Raw genomic sequence first — 20,106 nt, 5'->3', positions numbered from 1 at the left:
ACCGCCGGATTTACGCAGCCTGATCTTTGACCACAAGAGCTTCGCGATTTATGGCTCGCTCGCCCTGATCGGCTTCGCCTTGTATCCGGTTCTTGTTCATCGGCTCGCGGTTTCGCTCCACGCTTCCTCCCCACACTCGGTCGCCCTCATGCAGTTGCGCTTCGCTTCGTTCGCTGTGGTCAGCTTACGGCGGGACTTTCACCCACAAGATTGCGCCCATGCTGGGCGCACCATAAAAAAAGGCCACCCGAAGGTAGCCTTTAAAAAACTAGAGAGATTTTTTGCTCACACGGCCGCAACCGGACGCATGTAAGAGATCGGTGCAGTGCTGGCGTCTTCGAACGTCACGACTTCCCAGGCATCTGTCTGCTCAATCAACTTGCGCAGCAGCTGGTTGTTCAGTGCGTGGCCGGACTTGAAGCCCTTGAACTCACCAATCAGGCTATTGCCCAGCAGGTAGAGGTCACCAATTGCATCGAGAATCTTGTGCTTCACGAATTCGTCTTCATAACGAAGGCCGTCTTCGTTCAGTACGCCATCGGCGTCGACCACAATAGCGTTTTCAACGCTGCCGCCGAGTGCGAGGTTGTGCTTGCGCAGGTACTCGATGTCACTCATGAAACCGAAAGTACGGGCGCGGCTGACTTCTTTTACGAACGAAGTGCTGGAAAAATCCACGCTTGCACTTTGGGTGCGGTCCCGGAAAACCGGGTGATCGAAATCGATCTCGAAGCTCACCTTGAACCCTTCGAAAGGGACGAAAGTGGCGCGCTTGTCGCCGTCTTCCACTGTCACTTCACGCAGGATACGGATGAATTTCTTGGCGGCGTCCTGTTCTTCCAGGCCAGCCGATTGAATCAGGAATACGAAGGGTCCAGCGCTGCCATCCATGATCGGGACTTCGGACGCGGAGAGCTCGACGTAGGCGTTATCGATGCCCAGGCCAGCCATGGCCGAGAGCAAGTGCTCTACCGTGTCCACTTTGACGTCGCCATTGATCAGCGTGGTCGACATAGTGGTTTCACCGACGTTTTCCGCGCGGGCAGGAATCTGCACCACAGGGTCGAGGTCAGCGCGACAAAACACAATGCCAGTGTCGACAGGCGCAGGCTTGAGGGTCAGGTAGACCTTCTCCCCGGAGTGCAGGCCTACACCTGTGGCACGGATAATATTTTTCAGTGTGCGTTGTTTAATCATGGCTTGGGCCGCTTCAGCGCAAATTGCGAACTGGTATCAACAAAGGCTGGCGATGATAGCAGACCGAGCCTTTGCTGAACACCAATCACCTTCATAGCCCTGATACATTCCATCAATCGGCCTGACGACGCAGGAAAGCCGGGATGTCCAGGTAGTCCAGGTCATCTTGCGGATTCATCTTCGCGGCAGTCGCAGCACCGGCCTGAGCCTGGTTGCGCATGACGGTCGGACGGTCCAGATCACGGTAGTTCACCGCTGGAGCTTCCTGACGAACAGGGGCCTGTTGTTGTGGCTGTGCAGACATCGAAGTGTGAACAGTGTTGTCGATGATCTTCACAGGCTTCTCGATTTTAGCGCCCAGACCTGTGGCAACGACAGTCACGTGCAGCTCGTCGCGCATGTCCGGATCGATAACGGTACCGACCTTGACCATCGCGTGCTCGGAAGCGAAGGCTTCGATGATGCTACCCACGTCGGAGTACTCACCCAGGGACAGGTCAGGACCGGCAGTGATGTTCACCAGGATGCCACGTGCGCCTTGCAGGTTCACGTCTTCGAGCAGCGGGTTGCGGATGGCCGCTTCGGTCGCTTCACGTGCACGGTTCGGACCGCTGGCGCAGCCAGTGCCCATCATCGCCATGCCCATTTCGCTCATCACGGTACGCACGTCGGCGAAGTCGACGTTGATCATGCCCGGACGTTTGATGATGTCGGAGATACCGCGAACGGCACCGGCCAGTACATCGTCGGCCTTGGCGAAAGCCGACAGCAGGCTTGCGTCTTTACCGAGGATGGTCAGCAGCTTCTCGTTGGGAATGGTGATCAACGAGTCGACGCTTTCAGACAGCAGACGGATGCCTTCGTCGGCGATCTGCATACGCTTGCGGCCTTCGAACGGGAACGGACGAGTCACGACCGCAACGGTCAGGATGCCCATTTCCTTGGCCACTTCGGCGATGATCGGCGCAGCACCGGTACCGGTACCGCCGCCCATGCCAGTGGTGATGAACACCATGTTGGTGCCCTGCAGGACTTCGGCAATGCGCTCACGGTCTTCCAGAGCAGCCTGACGACCTACTTCAGGGTTGGCGCCAGCGCCCAGGCCCTTGGTCACACCGGTACCCAGTTGCAGGATGGTCCGCGCGCCGATGGATTTCAGCGCCTGGGCATCAGTGTTGGCGCAGATGAACTCAACGCCTTCGATGTTGCTCTTGACCATGTGGTTGACAGCGTTGCCGCCGCCACCGCCGACACCGATAACTTTGATTACCGGGCTTGCGGGGATGTTGTCTACGAGTTCGAACATTTTCCCTCTCCTTACATTCTCTAGTTTTTTCGCCTACTGCGTGCTTCGGTGAAACGGTATTACGGTAAAGCTTTAGAAATTGCCCTGGACCCACTTCTTCAGTCGGTCCAGCAACGGAGCCTGTGGCTCTTCGTTGCTGTAGCTGTCGCGGCTGCCGATGCCCGAGAACGAGATGCCGTCGGACTGCTTCTGCAGGCCGTACATCAACAGGCCAACGCCAGTGGAATAGATCGGGTTGCGCACCACGTCATCCAGACCTTTGACGCCGTGAGGCACGCCCAGGCGGACCGGCATGTGGAAGATTTCCTCGGCCAGTTCAGTGGCGCCTTCCATCTTCGCGGTACCGCCGGTCAGCACGATACCGGCCGGGATCAGGTCTTCGTAGCCGCTGCGGCGCAGTTCGGCCTGGATCAGCGTGAACAGTTCGTCGTAGCGCGGCTCGACCACTTCGGCCAGGGCCTGGCGGGACAGTTCGCGCGGCGGACGGTCGCCGACGCTTGGTACCTTGATGGTTTCGCCGGCACCGGCCAGTTTGGCCAGGGCGCAGGCGTAGCGAATCTTGATTTCTTCGGCGTACTGGGTCGGAGTGCGCAACGCCATGGCGATGTCGTTGGTCACCTGGTCACCGGCAATCGGGATCACCGCGGTGTGACGGATCGCGCCTTCGGTGAAGATCGCGATATCGGTAGTACCGCCACCGATGTCCACCAGGCACACGCCCAGCTCTTTCTCGTCATCGGTCAGTACCGAGTACGCGGAAGCCAGTTGCTCGAGAATGATGTCGTCGATTTCCAGACCGCAGCGGCGCACGCATTTTTCAATGTTCTGTGCGGCGTTGACGGCGCAGGTGACCACGTGGACCTTGGCTTCCAGACGCACGCCGGACATGCCCAGCGGCTCGCGGACGCCTTCCTGGTTATCGATCACGTAATCCTGCGGCAGGGTGTGCAGCACGCGCTGGTCAGCCGGGATCGCCACGGCCTGGGCAGCGTCGAGCACACGCTCAAGGTCCGCCGAGCTGACTTCGCGATCACGAATCGCCACAATGCCGTGGGAATTCAGGCTGCGGATGTGATTGCCGGCCACGCCGACGAACGCCGAGTGAATGCGGCAACCAGCCATCAGCTGCGCTTCTTCGATGGCGCGCTGGATCGATTGCACGGTGGATTCAATGTTCACCACCACGCCTTTTTTCAGGCCACGGGACGGATGGGTACCGATCCCGACGATTTCCAGCGTGCCGTCGTCCGCGACCTCGCCCACCAGCGCCACCACCTTGGAGGTGCCGATATCGAGACCGACGATCATTTTGCCGCTTTGCACGTTTGCCATGGGTCCTGCCTCTTCTTAATTCTTCGCGACAGCGGGTTGGGCTGCCGTGGGCGCTACAGGTTCCCGCCAGCCAACAGCGAGGCCGTTGGCGTAGCGCAGATCGATGCGCGCAATGTTCGTAATCTGTTCTTTGAGCGTCTTGTCATAGATGGCGATGAAACGGCGCATCTTTTCCACCTGGTTGCCGCGTCCCAGCAGCAGTTCGATCCCGGGACCCGCGCTGCCGGGGCCGGTGGTCAGGAACCAGCTGCCGCGATCACGCAGTTCCAGACGTGCTATCGAGAAGCCCAGCGGCCTGAGCATCTGGCTCAGCACCTGGTATTGCTGCATCACTTGCTGTTGAGCCCGCTGCGGGCCGAACAGCTGAGGCAAGTGTTCGTAGTTCGCCAGCTCGCGCGGGGTGAAGGCCTGACCCTGGTTGTTCAACAGCGACTCGTCGCCCCAACGGGCCACCGGCAGTTGTTCTTCCAGGCGGATCACCACTTGATCCGGCCACACCCGGCGCACTTCGGCGTGGGCAATCCATGGCATCGTTTCCAGCTCGGTGCGCATGCTCGCCAGGTCGATGGTGAAGAAGCTCGACGCCACGTACGGGGCGATCCGCTGCTGCACCGCTTGCTGGCTGATGTAACTCAAGTCGCCCTGCACGTTGATCTTGGTGATCGGCCGGTCGGCATACGGCAACAGCCGTGTCGCGCCTTCGTAAGTACCGAACCCCAAAGCCACCAGCACTACCGGCCAGAACAGGCTTTTCAGAAAGCCGAAATTGGCTTTCGGCAGGCGCGCGGACATCGGCTCTTTGGCCACCATTCGGCTGGCACCCCGTGGCACCGGCTTGCGGCCGGGTGCGGGAGGCTGATGTCTGAGCTGAGCGCCTTGCATGGCCTTAACCTCTCGTCGACTCTTGGTTACCGGCAGCATTGCCGGCAACGCTCTGGGCCAGAATGGCCAGAACCAGTTGCTGGAAATTCAGACCGGCAGCACGGGCCGCCATCGGCACCAGGCTGTGATCGGTCATGCCCGGTGCGGTGTTGACTTCCAGGAACCAGAACTGCCCTTCGGCGTCCTGCATCACGTCTGCCCTGCCCCAACCGGCGATACCCAGCGCTTCACAGGCCTTAGCCGTGAGGTCCATGAGTTCCTGTTCCTTTGCGCTATCCAGCCCGCACGGAATGCGGTACTGGGTATCGTTGGCGATGTACTTGGCGTCGTAGTCGTAGAAGCTGTGCGTCGTGCCCAGGGCAATCGGTGGCAACACCTGGTCACGCAGGGTGGCGATGGTGAACTCCGGACCGTGAATCCATTGCTCGACCAGCACTTGCGAATCGTAGGTACTGGCCGCTTTCCATGCGTCGATCAATTCGGACGCGGAACTCACTTTGGCCATACCGATACTTGAACCTTCATGGGCCGGTTTGACGATCAAAGGGAAGCCCAGTTCCGTCGCTGCCGAAATACAATCGGCTTCGCTGCCGAGTACCGCGTGACGTGGCGTCGGAATGCCCAGGCTGTGCCAGACCTGCTTGGTGCGCAGTTTGTCCATGGCCAGGGCCGAAGCCAGGATGCCGCTGCCGGTGTACGGAATGCCCAGGCATTCGAGCAGACCCTGCATGCTGCCGTCTTCACCGCCACGACCGTGGAGGATGATGAAAGCGCGGTCGATCTTTTCGTTGAGCAGTCGCTGCAGCAGGTCATCGCCCACGTCGAGGCCGAACGCGTCCACACCGGCGCTTTGCAGTGCGTCGAGAACGGCGTTACCCGACTTCAGGGACACTTCACGCTCGGCACTCTTGCCGCCGAACAGCACGGCGACGCGGCCGAAGTCTTTCGGCGCGATCGTGGAGACCAGGTTGGCGTAGGCAGCAGTCATTTCAACTTCCCCTTCTCCGGCGCGGCAACGGCACCGGCGAACAACTCGCTTTTCAACAGTTTTGGTGCGAGACCGCCGATATCGCCGGCGCCCTGGCACAGCAGGATGTCGCCGGCGCGCAGCAGCGGCTTGACCACTGGCGCGAGGTCGACACCACGCTCGATGTAGATCGGGTCAAGCTGGCCACGCTGACGGATGCTGTTGCACAACTTGCGGCTGTCGGCACCCGGAATCGGCTCTTCGCCGGCCGGATAGACTTCCATCAGCAGCAGTACGTTGGCGTCGGCCAGCACATTGACGAAATCGTCGTACAGGTCACGGGTGCGGCTGTAACGGTGCGGCTGGTAGACCATCACCAGGCGGCGCTCCGGCCAGCCACCGCGTACGGCCTTGATCACGGCCGCGACTTCCGTCGGGTGGTGACCGTAGTCATCGACCAGCATCACATTGCCGCCGTCCACCGGCAGTTCGCCGTAGACCTGGAAGCGTCGGCCGACACCCTGGAACCCGGACAGGCCCTGGACGATGGCTTCATCGCTGACGCCTTCGTCGGTAGCGATGCAGATGGTCGCCAGTGCGTTCAATACGTTGTGGTTGCCCGGCATGTTCACCGAAACATCCAGCGGCTCACGGTCAGGGCGCAGCACGGTGAAGAAGGTCTGCATGCCTTGCTGGCGCACGTTGATGGCGCGCACGTCGCAGTCTTCGCCGAAGCCATAGGTGACCGTCGGGCGTTTGACCTGCGGGAGGATTTCACGCACCACCGGATCGTCCAGGCACACCACCGCCAGACCATAGAACGGCAGGTTGTGGAGGAATTCGACGAAGGTTTTCTTCAGTTTGTTGAAGTCACCGTCGTAGGTCGCCATGTGATCGGCATCGATGTTGGTGACCACGGCCACCAGCGGCTGCAAGTGCAGGAAGCTGGCGTCGCTCTCGTCGGCCTCGGCGATCAGGTAGCGGCTGGTGCCAAGCTGGGCATTGGTGCCCGCGGCATTCAGGCGTCCACCAATGACGAATGTCGGGTCCAGGCCACCGGCGGCGAACACCGAAGCGATCAGGCTGGTGGTGGTGGTTTTGCCGTGGGTACCGGCAACGGCGATACCGTGGCGATAACGCATCAGCTCAGCCAGCATCTCTGCACGCGGCACCACCGGAATACGGCGTTCCAGTGCGGTTGCAACTTCCGGGTTGGACGGGTTCACGGCGCTCGACACCACCAGCACATCGGCAGCGGCGGCGTTCTCGGCGCGGTGGCCGATGAAGATCTGCGCCCCGAAGGACTCCAGACGCTCGGTCACCGGCGAAGCCTTCAGGTCGGAACCGGACACTTCATAGCCCAGGTTCAACAACACTTCAGCAATCCCGCACATGCCCACACCGCCGATACCGACGAAGTGGATGCGACGGATACGGCGCATTTCCGGTTGTGGCATGGCTTTCTGACTCTCAACCATGGGCCACCTCCAGGCAGCTATCGACCACGTTACGGGTGGCATCGGGTTTGGCCAGGCGGCGTGCCGCGGTAGCCATTTCGTTGAGTCGTTGTGGTTGCATCAGGACCTCTGTCAGGCGAGCGGCAAGATCCGCTGCGCCAGTCGTTCTTTGTGGCATCAGGAAGGCTGCGCCTTCTCGGGCCAAATATTCGGCGTTGCGGGTCTGGTGATCGTCGATGGCGTGAGGCAAGGGCACCAGCATCGATGGCAGACCGGCAGCGGCCAGTTCACTGATGGTCAGCGCGCCTGCGCGACATACCACCAGGTCGGCCCAGCTGTAAGCTTGGGCCATGTCTTTGATGAAGGGCTGCACCTGCGCCTCGACGCCAGCCGCGCGATAGCGCTCTGCAGTCACTTCATCGTGGTTTTTGCCGGCCTGATGGAACACTTCCGGACGCAAATCGGCAGCGACTTGCGACAGGGCTTCAGGCAGCAACTTGTTCAACGGTTCTGCGCCCAGGCTTCCGCCCAGGATCAGCAAACGCGCCTTGCGACCGGCCAGGGCAGGTCGCGATGTCTCGAGGAACAGCTCGGTGCGCACCGGATTACCGGTGGTCCGGCGGCTGTCCGACAGGGTAAAGGTGTCGGGGAACGCTTCACAGACTCGGGCGGCCAACGGCACCAGCAACCGATTGGCGGTACCGGCCACGGCGTTCTGTTCGTGAACGATCACCGGCACGCCGGCCAGTTTGGCCGCGACACCGCCAGGGCCGGTCACAAAACCACCAAAACCCACGACACAGACCGGTTGCAGACGGCGAATGATCGCCCGCGCCTGCCAGACCGACTTGAACAACATGAACGGTGCCTTGAGCAGGGACAATTTGCCCTTGCCGCGCAGACCGCTGGCGTTGATCCGATGCAGCTCGATACCGGCCGCCGGCACCAGATCGTTCTCGATCCCACGCGGAGTGCCGAGCCAGTGCACGGTATAGCCGCGCGCCTGGAATTCTCGGGCACAGGCCAGCGCAGGGAACACGTGGCCACCGGTGCCGCCAGCCATGATCATGACGTTAGCGCCCATGGTTCGGCTCCTCGGCGAAGTCGCTCTCATGGAACTCCATCTCTTCACTGCCCAGGTGGGTTCGACTTTCCCACTCAATGCGCAGCAACAAGCCGAGACAGGCACAGCAAATGACCAACGAACTACCGCCATAACTGAGGAACGGCAGGGTCAGACCCTTGGTCGGCAGCAGACCGACGTTTACGCCGATGTTGATCAGGAATTGACCGATCCACAGGAACGACAGACCGTATGCCACGTAAGCCGCGAAAAACTGCTTGGCCTTCTCGGCCCACAAACCGATGTACATGCCGCGAATACACACGAAGACGAACAGTGCCACGGTGCACAACGAACCCACCGCACCCAGCTCCTCGGCGAGGACCGAAAACACGAAGTCAGTGTGGGCTTCCGGAAGGTAGAACTGTTTCTGCACGCTGTTGCCCAGGCCGACGCCCAGCCATTCGCCGCGACCGAAGGCGATCAACGCCTGGGACAGCTGATAGCCAGCACCGAACTGGTCGGCCCATGGGTCGGCAAAGTTGGTCAGACGCGCCATTCGATACGGCTGCATTTGAATCAACAACACCACCGCGCCGACGGCCAGGACCACCATCAGGGAAAAACGGAACAGCCCAACGCCGCCCAGGAACAGCATCGCCGCCGCAGCGCCCATCATCACGACGGTGGCACCGAAGTCCGGCTCCATCAGCAGCAGGCCCGCCATCGGCAGCAGCACGATGAACGGCTTGAAGAAGCCCATCCAGCTTTCACGCACTTCTTTCTGGCGACGCACCAGATAACCGGCGAGGTAGATCACCACGAACACCTTGGCGATCTCGGAAGGCTGGACGTTGAAGAAACTGAAGCCGATCCAGCGCATCGAGCCGTTAACCTCACGGCCGATCCCCGGAATGATCACCATCACCAGCAAGCCGAACGCCCCCAGCAGCATCAGCCAGCCCAAGCGTTGCCAGGTAGCGATCGGGATCATCATGGTGACGATGCAGGCACCCAGGCCCAGCACCACGTAAATGAGGTGGCGAATCATGTAATACAGGGCGCTGCCCGACTGCACGGCCGCCACTTCGGTCGATGCCGAGGCAATCATGATCAGCCCCAGGCCGAGCAGCGTCAGGCAACCGGCGAGCATCGGGAAGTCGAGGTCGATACCGCGCCCGGTGATAAGCGGCGATGGATACGGCTTGATGATGCCTTTCAGGCTCATGCCAGATCCTCCACGGCTTGGACGAACTGGTGACCACGGTCTTCGTAGTTCTTGAACATGTCGAAACTGGCGCAGGCTGGCGACAGCAGCACCACGTCGCCCGGCTGGGCTGCGGCGCGGCATTGCTCGACAGCCTCGACCAGGGAACCGGCGCGGATCAGCGGTACGGCATCGCCGATGGCCTCGCCGATCTTGTCGGAGTCGCGGCCCATCAGGACCACGGCGCGGCAGTTGGCCGCCACCGGATCGCGTAGGTCCTTGAACTCGGCCCCCTTGCCGTCGCCACCGGCGATCAGCACGACTTTGCCGTCGATGTCTGCGCCCAGGCCTTCGATGGCCGCCAGTGCAGCACCGACGTTGGTGGCCTTGGAATCGTTGTAGTAGCCCACGCCGTCGAGGTCGCGGACCCATTGGCAACGATGCTCGAGACCGGCGAAGGTGCGCAGGCTCGACAGCATGGCATCGAACGGCAGGCCGACCGCATGCCCTAGGGCCAGTGCTGCCAGGGCGTTGGACTGGTTGTGGGCGCCACGAATCTTCAATTCGCGCACTGGCATCAGATTCTGGAATTCGAAGGCCAGGTATTTCTCGCCGTCTTCTTCACGGATACCAAACGCCTTGAAATCGGGTTTGCTCAGGCCGAAGGTCCAGCATGGCTGCCCTTCGCCCATCAACGGACGACTCAGGGCATCCTGACGATTGACCACGAACTGTCTGGCACCGCGGAAGATCCGGTGCTTGGCCAGGTGGTAGGCCGGCAGACCGCTGTAACGGTCCATGTGGTCTTCGCTGACGTTGAGCACGGTCGCCACTTCGGCGTTGAGTTGGTCGGTGGTTTCCAGCTGGAAACTCGACAATTCCATCACGTACAACTCGACGTCGTCGCTGAGCAAGTCCAACGCCGGGGTACCGAGATTGCCACCGACGGCAACACGTTTGCCGGCCGCAGCCGCCATCTCGCCGACCAGAGTGGTCACGGTACTTTTCGCGTTGGAGCCGCTGATGGCCACGATCGGCGCCTTCGCGTTACGCGCGAACAGCTCGATGTCACCGGACAATTTCACGCCACGGGCGGCGGCGGCCTGCAGGGCCGGGGTCGCCAGCGCCAGGCCGGGGCTCACGTAGAGCTCGTCGGCACGGCACAGGAACTCGACGTCCAGCTCGCCACAACGCACTTCCACGTGCGGATAGTCACGCTTGAGCGTGGCCAGTTCCGGTGGATTTTCCCGCGTATCGGCCACGGCAAACGCCACGCTCCGGTTCGCCAGGAAGCGAATCAGGGACATGCCGCTCTTGCCGAGGCCGACAACGATGCGGAAGTGGTCAGAAGCGATCAGAGACACGAGTTTCTACCTCAGCTTCAGGGTGGCAAGGCCGACCAGCACAAGAATCACGGTGATGATCCAGAAACGGACGATCACGCGCGGCTCGGGCCAGCCCTTGAGTTCAAAGTGGTGATGAATCGGTGCCATGCGGAATACGCGGCGACCGGTCAGTTTAAAAGAGGCGACCTGAATGACGACGGACAGGGTTTCCATCACGAACACGCCGCCCATGATGAACAGGACGATTTCCTGACGGACGATCACCGCGATGGTGCCCAGGGCCGCGCCCAGCGCCAGTGCGCCGACGTCACCCATGAAGACTTGTGCCGGATAGGTGTTGAACCAGAGAAAGCCCAGGCCAGCTCCGATCAACGCGCCACAGAACACGATCAACTCGCCTGCGCCCGGTACGTAAGGAATCAGCAGGTATTCGGCGAACTTCACGTTACCCGACAGGTAGCAGAAAATGCCCAGGCCACCGCCGACCATCACGGTCGGCATGATCGCCAGGCCGTCGAGGCCGTCGGTCAGGTTGACCGCGTTGCTCGAACCGACGATCACAAAGTAGGTCAGGACGATGAAACCGGCGCCCAGAGGAATGCTGTAGTCCTTGAGCATCGGCAGGATCAGCGTGGTTTCCACCGGAGTGGCGGCGGTCACATACAGAAAGATCGCCGCGCCCAGACCGAATACCGACTGCCAGAAATACTTCCAGCGACTTGGCAGCCCCCGGGAGTTCTTCTCGATGACCTTGCGGTAGTCGTCGACCCAGCCGATGGCGCCGAACAGCAGGGTCACCAACAGTACGACCCAGACGTAACGGTTGGTCAGGTCAGCCCAAAGCAGGGTACTGACGCCGATGGATGACAGAATCAGCGCGCCACCCATGGTCGGTGTACCCGACTTGGACAGGTGCGACTGCGGGCCGTCGTTGCGAACGGATTGACCGATCTGACGGTTCTGCAACGTGCGGATCATCCATGGGCCATAGCACAGCGACAGGACCAGCGCGGTCAGTACACCGAGAATCCCGCGCAGGGTCAGGTACTGGAAGACCGCGAAGCCTTTGTAGAACTGTTGCAGATACTCCGCTAGCAGCAGCAGCATTAATGTTTCTCCAGACTGGACCCGCACAAGGCGGCGACGACGTTTTCCATCGCAGCGCTGCGCGACCCCTTGATCAAAATGGTGGTGTTTGTGTCTTGCTCGGCGCCCAGGGCCTTGATCAGCTCAGCCTGCGTGCTGAAGTGAAAAGCCTGTGGACCGAATGCGTTCACGGCGTGAGCCATCATTGGCCCGACGGCGTACAGCGCAGAAACCTTGCCACGGGCGTACTCGCCCACGTCGCGGTGCCCCTGCTCCGCCCATTCGCCCAACTCGCCGATATCCCCGAGCACCAGGACGGTGCGACCGGAAAAGCCGGCCAGTATATCAACGGCAGCGCACATTGAGGTGGGATTGGCGTTGTAAGTGTCATCGATCACGCGCATGCCATTGCTGGCCAATTGCGCAACGGTGCGACCCTTGACCGGTTGCACCGCGCCAAGGCCAGCGGCGATACCGAACAGCGACACACCCAGGGCATGGGCGGCAGCGGCGGCTGCCATGGCATTGGCGACGTTATGGGTGCCGAGCAGGTTCAGTTGAACGCGCTCCGAGCCTTCAGGGCTGTGCAGGTTGAACGCCGGGCAGCCGCGCGCATCGGTGGCCAGGTCACTGGCGTAGAAATCGGCGCTGGAGTTGCTCAACGCAAACGTCAGCACTTTGCGGTCACCGGCGCGCGCCTTCCAGATACCGAATGCCTTGTCGTCGAGATTGAGAACGGCGACGCCATCGGCATCCAGCCCTTCAATGATCTCGCCCTTGGCTTCGACGATTTTTTCCGGACCGCCGAACTCGCCGACGTGGGCGGTCCCGGCGTTATTGAGAATGGCCACGTGCGGCTTGGTCAGGTCGACGGTGTAGGCAATTTCACCCAGGCGCGACGCGCCCAGTTCGATCACGGCAGCGGTGTGTTCCGGTGCCAGTTCAAGCAAGGTCAGCGGCACGCCGAGGTCGTTGTTCAGGTTGCCACGGGTCGCCAGCACTGCACCGCGCGTACGCAGGATGCTCGCAAGCATCTCCTTGACCGTGGTCTTGCCGCTGGAACCGGTGACGGCTGCGACCGGATTAGTGTAGGCGGCGCGATTCAGCGCACCCAACTGGCCCAAGGCCTGCCGAGTGTCGCTGACTAGTAACTGCGGCAGCGTGCTGTCGGCGACTTCACGCTCGACCAGCGCAGCCACGGCGCCCTTGGCGGCGACTTCATTGAGATAATCATGACCATCGAAGCGCGGACCGGCCAACGCGATAAACAGTTGACCGGGCTTGATTGCGCGGCTGTCGATGCTGACACCGTCGAAACTGGCATCGGCGGACACCAGGCGAGCATTCAGTGCAGCGGTCAGTTCACTCAGTTTCAAGGCCTTAAGCATGGGCCACCTCCCACGCGGTCAAGGCATGATCGGCCTCGACCAGATCGGAAAAGGCATGACGCTCGCCGTTGATTTCCTGATAGTCCTCGTGACCTTTACCGGCCAGGACAATCACGTCGTCCACCGAAGCGCTGGCGATCAGTTGGGCAATCGCCTGGCCACGACCGGCAACGAACTCCACTTTATCCACAGCCGTGAAACCGGCGCGGATGTCATCGAAAATCACCGATGGGTCTTCAGTGCGCGGATTGTCATCGGTCACCAGTACGCCATCGGCCAAGCGCTCGACCACTTCAGCCATCAACGGGCGCTTGCCGCGATCACGGTCACCGCCACAGCCGAACAGGCACAGCAACCGCCCCTTGGCGTGTGGACGCAGGGCCAGCAATACTTTTTCCAGGGCATCCGGGGTGTGGGCGTAATCGACCACCACCAGCGGCTGCGAACCACCGCCCAGACGCTGCATGCGACCGGCAGGGCCTTCAAGCTGCGGCAGCACCTTGAGGATTTCGTCCAGGGCGTAATCCAGACCGAGCAACGCGCCGACCGCCGCCAGGACATTGCTCAGGTTGAAGCGACCGAGCAAGGTGCTGCGCAAGTGGTGCTCGCCTTGTGGCGTGACCAGCGTGGCGCGCACGCCTTCGTCGTCGAATTGCGCCTGGCGGCAATACAGGTAAGCGCTGGAATCTTCCAGGCTATAGGTGATCAGCCGCGATTCGCACTTGTCGGCGGCCAGTTGCCGACCAAACTTGTCGTCGAGGTTGACCACGCGGCATTTCAAATCATTCCAGGCAAACAGCCTGGACTTGGCTTCGCCGTAAGCCTGCATGGTGCCGTGGTAATCCAGGTGATCGCGGGACAGGTTGGTCATCACTGCCACATCGAAGGCCAATGCGGTCACGCGACCCTGGTCCAGGCCATGGGAAGAAACTTCCATGGCGACGGCTTTGGCCCCGGCCTTCTTCAGGTCCGCCAGGGTCGCTTGCACGGCAATCGGATTCGGCGTGGTGTGCAGGCCGCTTTCCAGCGCACCGTAGAAACCGGAACCGAGCGTGCCGACCAGGCCGCAGTGCTGGCCGAGCAGGTCCAGTGCCTGGGCGACCAATTGCGTCACGCTGGTCTTGCCGTTGGTGCCGGTTACGCCCACCAAGTTCAGGTGATGGCTAGGTTCGCCATAAAAACGCCCGGCGATGTCCGACAGTTGAGCCGCCAGGCCTTTGACCGGAATCAGCGGCACTTCAGTGATCGGCAGGATCGTGGCGCCTTCTACTTCATAGGCCACCGCAGCAGCACCGCGCTGCAAGGCGTCGGCAATATGCGCGCGCCCATCGAATTTCCCGCCCGGCACGGCGAGGAACAGATCACCCGCGCGCACATTGCGGCTGTCCAGGGCGAGTTCGCGAATCAGCAGATCGTGGCCGGCGTGAGGGAAAATCTTGTTCAGGCTCAGAGACATCAGCCGCGCCCTCCATTGGCTTTCAGCGGAACGACCGGTGTTGCGTTCGCTTGTTGAGTAGGTGGCAGGTTGTCCGGCGTAATGTTCATCAGGCGCAGGGTGCCCGACATCACTCGGCTGAACACCGGCGCGGAAACCAGGCCACCGAAGTAACCGGCCTTGGTCGGCTCGTCGATTACCACCACGATGGCGTAACGCGGATCGCTCATCGGGCCGAAACCGGCGAACAACGAACGGTAGGAGTTCTCGGCGTAACCCTTGGTGCCAACCGAGGTTTTACGCGCAGTACCCGACTTGCCGCCCACGTGATACGCCGGCACCTGCGCACGGAATACACCGCGCGGGGCTTCGATCACTTGTTGCAGCATGCCTTGCATGGTTTTCGCGACCGCCTCCGGCAGCACCTGGGTGGTTTGCGGTGCCTTGTCTGTCTTGATCAGGGTCAGCGGTGCGAGGCGACCGTTGTTGGCCAGGGCCGAGAAGGCGTGGACCAACTGGATCGCGGTCACGGAGATACCGTAGCCGTAGGACAGTGTGGCGGTTTCTGCCTTGCGCCATTCACGGTAGTTCGGCAGGTTGCCGACGCGCTCGCCCGGGAAGCCCAGGCCGGTGTCCTGGCCGAGGCCGACTTTCTGCGCCAGACGGAAAATGGTTTCGCCGCCGATATCGAATGCGACCTTGCTCATGCCGACGTTACTGGAGTTGATCAGGATCCCGGTCAGGTCGAGTACCGGACCTTCGGTCTTCGATACGTCCTTGATGGTGTACTTACCAATCTGCAAGGAGCCCGGATACACCTCGACGGTGTCGCTCGGTTTCCAGCGGCCGGTTTCGATCGCGGCGCTCATCGAGATCGCTTTCATGGTCGAGCCTGGCTCGAACACGTCGATCATCGCGCGGTTACGCATCATCGCCGGCTGCAGGTTGCGACGGTTGTTCGGGTTGTAGGTCGGCTGGTTGACCATTGCGAGAATCTCGCCGGTCTTCACGTCCATGATCACCAGGCTGCCGGCCTTGGCGCCGTTCTCGATGATCGCGTTGCGCAATTCGCGGTTGGCCAGGTATTGCAGGCGCAGGTCAATGGACAACGCCAAGGGCTTACCGGCCTTGGCGTTTTTGGTGACCTGGACATCCTTGATCAGCCGGCCGCGCCGGTCCTTGATCACCTGACGCTTGCCAGGGACCCCGGCCAGCCATTCGTCGTAGGCCAGTTCGACGCCTTCACGACCGTGATCGTCGATGTCGGTAAACCCAACCATATGAGCAGTGACTTCGCCGGCAGGATAAAACCGCCGAAACTCTTCGATGCCATAGACACCCGGCACCTTCAGGTCGAGCACGGCCTGACCCTGCTCAGGCGTCAGCCCGCGCACCAGGTAAATGAATTCTTTGTTGGCCTGGGCTTCAAGACGCTCGGTCAGGGCTTTGGGATCCTGTCCCAGCGCTGCGGCCAGTGCTGGCCACTTGTCTTTTTCCAGCTGCATTTCCTTGGCGTTGGCCCACAGAGTGGTCACCGGGGTACTGACGGCCAAAGGCTCGCCGTTACGGTCGGTGATCAGACCACGGTGAGCCGGAATCGGAATATGACGAACGCTGCGCGCATCGCCCTGACCTTTAAGGAAGGCACGATCGACCACTTGCAGGTCAATAATGCGCCAGGCAATCGCGGCCACCATGACGCCAAGCAAACCCAGCACCACGCGGAACCGCCAAGGAAAGAGTGCACCTTCGAGTTTCATCATGGCGCCACCATCTTCACGTCAGCGGCACCGGGGATGTGCATTTTCAATTGTTCGGTGGCCAGCACTTCGATACGGCTGTGGGCGGTCCAGGTGCTCTGCTCCAGAATCAACCGGCCCCACTCGGCTTGCGCCTTGTCGCGCACGCTCAATTCGTTGTACAGCGTGTTCAGCAACTGGCGATTCCAGTGGGCGCTGTAAGACACGCCGATGGCCGACACCAGCACGCCGACAAACAGCAGCAGCATGAAGAAGCTTCCGCCGGGCAAAGGCTTGGCGAAAAGCTTGCTCACCGCAGCTTCTCCGCCACACGCATGACAGCACTACGGGAACGTGGGTTGGCTTTGAGTTCGGCGTCGGAGGCCGTCTGCGCTTTGCCATGGACTTTGATTTTCGGTTCGAAGGCGACATGCCGAACCGGCAGGTTGCGCGGCAGGTTGTCGGCTTCGCCTTTCACCAGCTTGCGCATGAACAGCTTGACGATACGGTCTTCCAGCGAATGGAAGCTGATCACCACCAGGCGACCGCCCACTTCCAGGCATTCCAGCGCGGCTTCAAGGCCGGTTTCCAGATCACCCAGTTCGTTGTTGACGTGAATACGCAACCCCTGGAAGGCGCGGGTTGCAGGGTTTTTGCCCTTTTCCCACGCCGGGTTGGCGACCTTCAGGACTTCTGCCAGGTCACCGGTGCGCTCGAATGGCTTGATGTCGCGGCGCTCGGCCACGGCACGGGCCATGCGGCCGGAGAAACGCTCTTCGCCGTATTCCTTGAACACCCGGGCGATTTCTTCCACAGGCGCGGTGTTGACGAATTCGGCGGCGCTGATGCCACGGGACGGATCCATGCGCATGTCCAGCGGACCGTCGTTGAGGAAGCTGAAGCCGCGCTCAGGATCGTCGAGCTGCGGCGAAGATACGCCCAGATCCAGCAGAACGCCGCTGACCTTGCCGTTCATCCCGCGTTCGGCGACTTCCGAACCGAGCTCGGCAAAGCTGCGCTGCACAACGACAAAGCGGCCGTCTTCGGCCGCTAGCGTTTGCCCGGTGGCAATCGCTTGTGGATCTTTATCGAATCCGAGCAACCGACCATCGGGACCGAGCTGGCTGAGGATCAACCGGCTGTGTCCGCCGCGCCCGAACGTGCCGTCCAGATAGCAGCCATCAGGACGTACGGCGAGAGCCTCGACGGCTTCGTCAAGCAGTACGGTGATGTGGTTAAAGCCGCTATCAATAGTCACAGGATCAAATCACGCAGTTCATCAGGCATCGCGCCCGGTTGTTGAATGGCAGCCAGGTCAGCGGCAGAAACCGCGTTCCAGGCATCCTCGTCCCACAATTGGAACTTGTTCAGTTGGCCTACCAACATCGCGCGCTTATCCAACTTGGCATATTCACGAAGACGCGGCGGAACCAGAAAACGACCACTGCCATCGAGCTCGAGGTCGACGGCATTACCAATCAGTAAACGTTGCAAGCGGCGGTTCTCTTCGCGAAGCGAAGGCAGTGCGCGCAGTTTGGTTTCAATAATTTCCCACTCATCGAGGGGGTAAACACACAAACAAGGATCAACGGCATCAATTGTCACGATCAATTGACCGGAGCTGCGCGAATCGAGCTCGTCACGGTACCGGCTCGGCATTGCGAGACGGCCCTTTGCATCGAGACTGATAGCGTTGGCTCCGCGAAACACGTCAGCGCTTCTCCAAATTCTAGCGTTTTGAGTTCAAAAAACCCACTTCATGCCACTTTCCGCCACTTACGCACACTATAGGAATGCGCCCACCACACCGTCAAGGCGCGGATTAAAGGAAAACCCTTACAGAACTGAGATTTAGGAGCATTAAAGGAGGAGCAATGAGGATCCGGCAGATGAAACTGACCAATAACTTGAATCAGCACAGGAGGCTGCGTTCGGAAGTTAAAGTAATTTATTAAGAGTAAGATTTTTTTGGTATTACAAAAGTGGTTCTGCGGACGATTGTGTAAGGAGGGAAACCGGTGCTGCGTGGAGTTTATGCGATCACTACAAGCGCGGGCTAATCGATATCACAAAACTGCTTCTGCTGACGACCGTGTAACGAAGAAAACCGGTGCTGCGTGGAGTTTATGCGATCACTACAAGCGCGGGCTAATCGATATCACAAAACTGCTCCTTCTGACGATTGTGCAAGGAGGGAAATTGCTACCACCGACACACTCTGCCCAATAAATTAAGCAGAGAGGAGAAAAAGGTGGAGAGTCGATCTGTAAGCCGGGTTCTGTCTTGAACAGTCATTCGTCTACGATGGCCATCACTGGACATCTTTAGCAACCTACCCGGTCCCAGCGCGGGCCACGCCTTGGGACCCTATTTGGTCTTGCTCCAAGTGGGGTTTACCTAGCCACGAACTGTTGCCAGACGTGCGGTGCGCTCTTACCGCACCTTTTCACCCTTACCGGCGCCGAAGCGCTTAGGCGGTTATTTTCTGTGGCACTTTCCGTAGGCTCACGCCTCCCAGGCATTACCTGGCACTTCGCCCTATGGAGCCCGGACTTTCCTCCCCCCCCTAATTTTCATAGAGGGCAGCGACTGTCCGATCGACTCTCCGCCGCGAAGGTTACCGGCACAGCGCCCGAAGAACAAGCACCAAGCGCCATTGAGCATGCCTGCGCATCGGGTTTTACTCGCCCTTCTGCTGATCCAGCGCGATCTGGTACAGCACATTCTTTCGCTCGCCGGTGATTTGCGCCGCCAAAGCCGCCGCACGCTTGAGCGGCATTTCTTCGAGCAACAGGTTGAGGATGCGCATCGCCTCGCTGCTGACGGCACCTTCCTCTTCGGGCGCGGACCAGCCCGCCACCAGCACCACGCACTCGCCGCGCTGCTGATTGCTGTCCGACTCGACAAACTCGCGCAGCTCAGACAGCGGCAGCCCCTTGAGCGTTTCAAACGTCTTGGTCAGCTCACGGGCAAGCAGCGCCGGGCGCTCGGGACCGAACACCAGCTCCATGTCCTGCAGGCATTCAAGGATCCGATGCGGGGCCTCATAGAAGATCAATGTGCGAGGTTCTTCCTTTACCTGCTCGAGACGCGCACGCCGCCCCACCGCCTTGGCCGGCAGAAAACCTTCGAAAATGAAACGGTCGGAAGGCAGCCCTGCCGCCGACAACGCTGCAATCAACGCGCAGGCGCCCGGAACCGGCACTACATTGATGCCCGCCGCCCGGGCTTGCCGCACCAGGTGATAACCCGGATCGGAAATCAGCGGCGTCCCGGCGTCGGAGATCAACGCCACGTTGTCACCGGCAAGCAGACGAGTGATAAAGCGACTACCTTCATCCCGCTCGTTGTGCTCATGGCAGGCCGCCAATGGCGTTGAAATGCCGAAGTGTTGCATCAAGCGCTGGGAATGGCGGGTGTCTTCCGCGGCAATCAAGGCCACTTCACGCAGAATCTTCAGCGCCCGCGCACTGATGTCATCCAGGTTGCCGATGGGCGTCGCCACCACATAAAGCGAGCCAGCAGCGGAATTCAAAGCACCTGGAGCAGTCAAAGCGCACACCTCATGATCGGTAAAAGTCGCCATTGTAGCGCGTAGCGAAGCTCACGATACCCGCAAGCAAACGAGGTATCGGTGACCGTTTGTGCACTGGCGCAACATTTACACCAGCTAAATTGATCGATTCACGCCAGTAACATCG

General features: G+C 60.6%; 18 protein-coding genes and 1 other RNA gene. 1 reads left to right on the top strand and 18 read right to left on the bottom strand.

Annotated features, from left to right (window positions below):
* Positions 1 to 313, top strand: a 313-nt coding sequence (locus AC1DVE_RS27715; RefSeq protein WP_477784346.1) for a hypothetical protein, incomplete at its 5' end; no start/stop codon positions are given.
* Here AC1DVE_RS27715 and lpxC read toward each other — a convergent pair.
* The 18 genes from lpxC to rsmI all read right to left on the bottom strand — a co-directional run bounded on the left by lpxC (position 286) and on the right by rsmI (position 19,991).
* Positions 286 to 1,197 carry a UDP-3-O-acyl-N-acetylglucosamine deacetylase gene (lpxC, locus tag AC1DVE_RS27710; RefSeq protein WP_007916984.1) on the bottom strand — a complete coding sequence of 304 codons (912 nt, stop codon included), beginning with the start codon at positions 1,195 to 1,197 and terminating at the stop codon, positions 286 to 288. The genes AC1DVE_RS27715 and lpxC overlap by 28 nt on opposite strands.
* Before the next feature lie 112 nt (positions 1,198 to 1,309).
* The gene (gene ftsZ, locus AC1DVE_RS27705; RefSeq protein ID WP_150727950.1) at positions 1,310 to 2,503 is read right to left on the bottom strand and encodes a cell division protein FtsZ; all 1,194 of its coding nucleotides are present in this window, start codon (positions 2,501 to 2,503) and stop codon (positions 1,310 to 1,312) included.
* Between the two features lie 72 nt (positions 2,504 to 2,575).
* A complete protein-coding gene (ftsA, locus tag AC1DVE_RS27700; protein ID WP_007972611.1) occupies positions 2,576 to 3,835 on the bottom strand; it encodes a cell division protein FtsA in 1,260 nt (419 codons plus the stop codon).
* A 15-nt stretch (positions 3,836 to 3,850) separates the two neighbouring features.
* The gene (locus AC1DVE_RS27695) at positions 3,851 to 4,717 is read right to left on the bottom strand and encodes a cell division protein FtsQ/DivIB (protein ID WP_111279722.1); all 867 of its coding nucleotides are present in this window, start codon (positions 4,715 to 4,717) and stop codon (positions 3,851 to 3,853) included.
* A 4-nt stretch (positions 4,718 to 4,721) separates the two neighbouring features.
* Positions 4,722 to 5,705: a D-alanine--D-alanine ligase gene (locus AC1DVE_RS27690; protein WP_223459005.1), complete on the bottom strand. Its 984-nt coding sequence runs from the start codon at positions 5,703 to 5,705 to the stop codon at positions 4,722 to 4,724.
* Complete coding sequence (gene murC / locus AC1DVE_RS27685; protein ID WP_223459003.1) at positions 5,702 to 7,162, bottom strand: UDP-N-acetylmuramate--L-alanine ligase; 1,461 nt, start codon at positions 7,160 to 7,162, stop codon at positions 5,702 to 5,704. Before murC ends, AC1DVE_RS27690 begins: the two co-directional genes overlap by 4 nt.
* Positions 7,155 to 8,225: an undecaprenyldiphospho-muramoylpentapeptide beta-N-acetylglucosaminyltransferase gene (gene murG / locus AC1DVE_RS27680; protein WP_046041926.1), complete on the bottom strand. Its 1,071-nt coding sequence runs from the start codon at positions 8,223 to 8,225 to the stop codon at positions 7,155 to 7,157. The genes murC and murG overlap by 8 nt, the downstream gene beginning before the upstream one ends.
* On the bottom strand, positions 8,215 to 9,432 hold the full coding sequence (ftsW, locus tag AC1DVE_RS27675) for a putative lipid II flippase FtsW (protein WP_056726220.1): 1,218 nt from the start codon (positions 9,430 to 9,432) through the stop codon (positions 8,215 to 8,217). The genes murG and ftsW overlap by 11 nt, the downstream gene beginning before the upstream one ends.
* Entirely contained in the window at positions 9,429 to 10,775 is a 1,347-nt protein-coding gene (murD, locus tag AC1DVE_RS27670) for a UDP-N-acetylmuramoyl-L-alanine--D-glutamate ligase (RefSeq protein ID WP_477784345.1), read from the bottom strand. The genes ftsW and murD overlap by 4 nt, the downstream gene beginning before the upstream one ends.
* A gap of 6 nt (positions 10,776 to 10,781) precedes the next feature.
* Positions 10,782 to 11,864 (bottom strand): phospho-N-acetylmuramoyl-pentapeptide-transferase, encoded by a 1,083-nt coding sequence (gene mraY, locus AC1DVE_RS27665; protein ID WP_223458998.1) that lies wholly within the window; start codon positions 11,862 to 11,864, stop codon positions 10,782 to 10,784.
* Entirely contained in the window at positions 11,864 to 13,231 is a 1,368-nt protein-coding gene (locus AC1DVE_RS27660; protein WP_223458997.1) for a UDP-N-acetylmuramoyl-tripeptide--D-alanyl-D-alanine ligase, read from the bottom strand. The genes mraY and AC1DVE_RS27660 overlap by 1 nt, the downstream gene beginning before the upstream one ends.
* Entirely contained in the window at positions 13,224 to 14,687 is a 1,464-nt protein-coding gene (locus AC1DVE_RS27655) for a UDP-N-acetylmuramoyl-L-alanyl-D-glutamate--2,6-diaminopimelate ligase (RefSeq protein ID WP_223458995.1), read from the bottom strand. Before AC1DVE_RS27655 ends, AC1DVE_RS27660 begins: the two co-directional genes overlap by 8 nt.
* Complete coding sequence (locus AC1DVE_RS27650; protein ID WP_223459011.1) at positions 14,687 to 16,426, bottom strand: peptidoglycan D,D-transpeptidase FtsI family protein; 1,740 nt, start codon at positions 16,424 to 16,426, stop codon at positions 14,687 to 14,689. The genes AC1DVE_RS27655 and AC1DVE_RS27650 overlap by 1 nt, the downstream gene beginning before the upstream one ends.
* Positions 16,426 to 16,719 (bottom strand): cell division protein FtsL, encoded by a 294-nt coding sequence (gene ftsL / locus AC1DVE_RS27645; protein WP_223458993.1) that lies wholly within the window; start codon positions 16,717 to 16,719, stop codon positions 16,426 to 16,428. Before ftsL ends, AC1DVE_RS27650 begins: the two co-directional genes overlap by 1 nt.
* Positions 16,716 to 17,663 carry a 16S rRNA (cytosine(1402)-N(4))-methyltransferase RsmH gene (gene rsmH / locus AC1DVE_RS27640; protein ID WP_411741650.1) on the bottom strand — a complete coding sequence of 316 codons (948 nt, stop codon included), beginning with the start codon at positions 17,661 to 17,663 and terminating at the stop codon, positions 16,716 to 16,718. Before rsmH ends, ftsL begins: the two co-directional genes overlap by 4 nt.
* A complete protein-coding gene (gene mraZ, locus AC1DVE_RS27635) occupies positions 17,660 to 18,115 on the bottom strand; it encodes a division/cell wall cluster transcriptional repressor MraZ (RefSeq protein WP_007917012.1) in 456 nt (151 codons plus the stop codon). The genes rsmH and mraZ overlap by 4 nt, the downstream gene beginning before the upstream one ends.
* 541 nt (positions 18,116 to 18,656) lie before the next feature.
* Positions 18,657 to 19,010: RNase P RNA component class A (gene rnpB, locus AC1DVE_RS27630), an RNA gene on the bottom strand.
* Between the two features lie 75 nt (positions 19,011 to 19,085).
* Positions 19,086 to 19,991 carry a 16S rRNA (cytidine(1402)-2'-O)-methyltransferase gene (gene rsmI, locus AC1DVE_RS27625; protein WP_223458991.1) on the bottom strand — a complete coding sequence of 302 codons (906 nt, stop codon included), beginning with the start codon at positions 19,989 to 19,991 and terminating at the stop codon, positions 19,086 to 19,088.
* Between the last annotated feature and the right edge of the window lie 115 nt (positions 19,992 to 20,106).

It is taken from the genome of Pseudomonas sp. P4_B4 (assembly GCF_056402255.1).
The sequence above is the reverse complement of the archived record's forward strand: the minus strand, read 5'-3'. Positions and strand labels throughout refer to the sequence as shown.

Excerpts from the sequence above, each read along its gene's own strand:
- AC1DVE_RS27655 (WP_223458995.1), bottom strand. The coding sequence starts at position 14,687 with ATGTCTCTGAGCCTGAACAAGATTTTCCCTCACGCCGGCCACGATCTG.
- AC1DVE_RS27650 (WP_223459011.1), bottom strand. The coding sequence starts at position 16,426 with ATGAAACTCGAAGGTGCACTCTTTCCTTGGCGGTTCCGCGTGGTGCTG.
- ftsW (WP_056726220.1), bottom strand. The coding sequence starts at position 9,432 with ATGAGCCTGAAAGGCATCATCAAGCCGTATCCATCGCCGCTTATCACC.
- ftsZ (WP_150727950.1), bottom strand. The coding sequence starts at position 2,503 with ATGTTCGAACTCGTAGACAACATCCCCGCAAGCCCGGTAATCAAAGTT.
- AC1DVE_RS27690 (WP_223459005.1), bottom strand. The coding sequence starts at position 5,705 with ATGACTGCTGCCTACGCCAACCTGGTCTCCACGATCGCGCCGAAAGAC.
- lpxC (WP_007916984.1), bottom strand. The coding sequence starts at position 1,197 with ATGATTAAACAACGCACACTGAAAAATATTATCCGTGCCACAGGTGTA.
- murG (WP_046041926.1), bottom strand. The coding sequence starts at position 8,225 with ATGGGCGCTAACGTCATGATCATGGCTGGCGGCACCGGTGGCCACGTG.
- murC (WP_223459003.1), bottom strand. The coding sequence starts at position 7,162 with ATGGTTGAGAGTCAGAAAGCCATGCCACAACCGGAAATGCGCCGTATC.
- rsmI (WP_223458991.1), bottom strand. The coding sequence starts at position 19,991 with ATGGCGACTTTTACCGATCATGAGGTGTGCGCTTTGACTGCTCCAGGT.
- AC1DVE_RS27660 (WP_223458997.1), bottom strand. The coding sequence starts at position 13,231 with ATGCTTAAGGCCTTGAAACTGAGTGAACTGACCGCTGCACTGAATGCT.
- ftsA (WP_007972611.1), bottom strand. The coding sequence starts at position 3,835 with ATGGCAAACGTGCAAAGCGGCAAAATGATCGTCGGTCTCGATATCGGC.
- mraY (WP_223458998.1), bottom strand. The coding sequence starts at position 11,864 with ATGCTGCTGCTGCTAGCGGAGTATCTGCAACAGTTCTACAAAGGCTTC.
- AC1DVE_RS27695 (WP_111279722.1), bottom strand. The coding sequence starts at position 4,717 with ATGCAAGGCGCTCAGCTCAGACATCAGCCTCCCGCACCCGGCCGCAAG.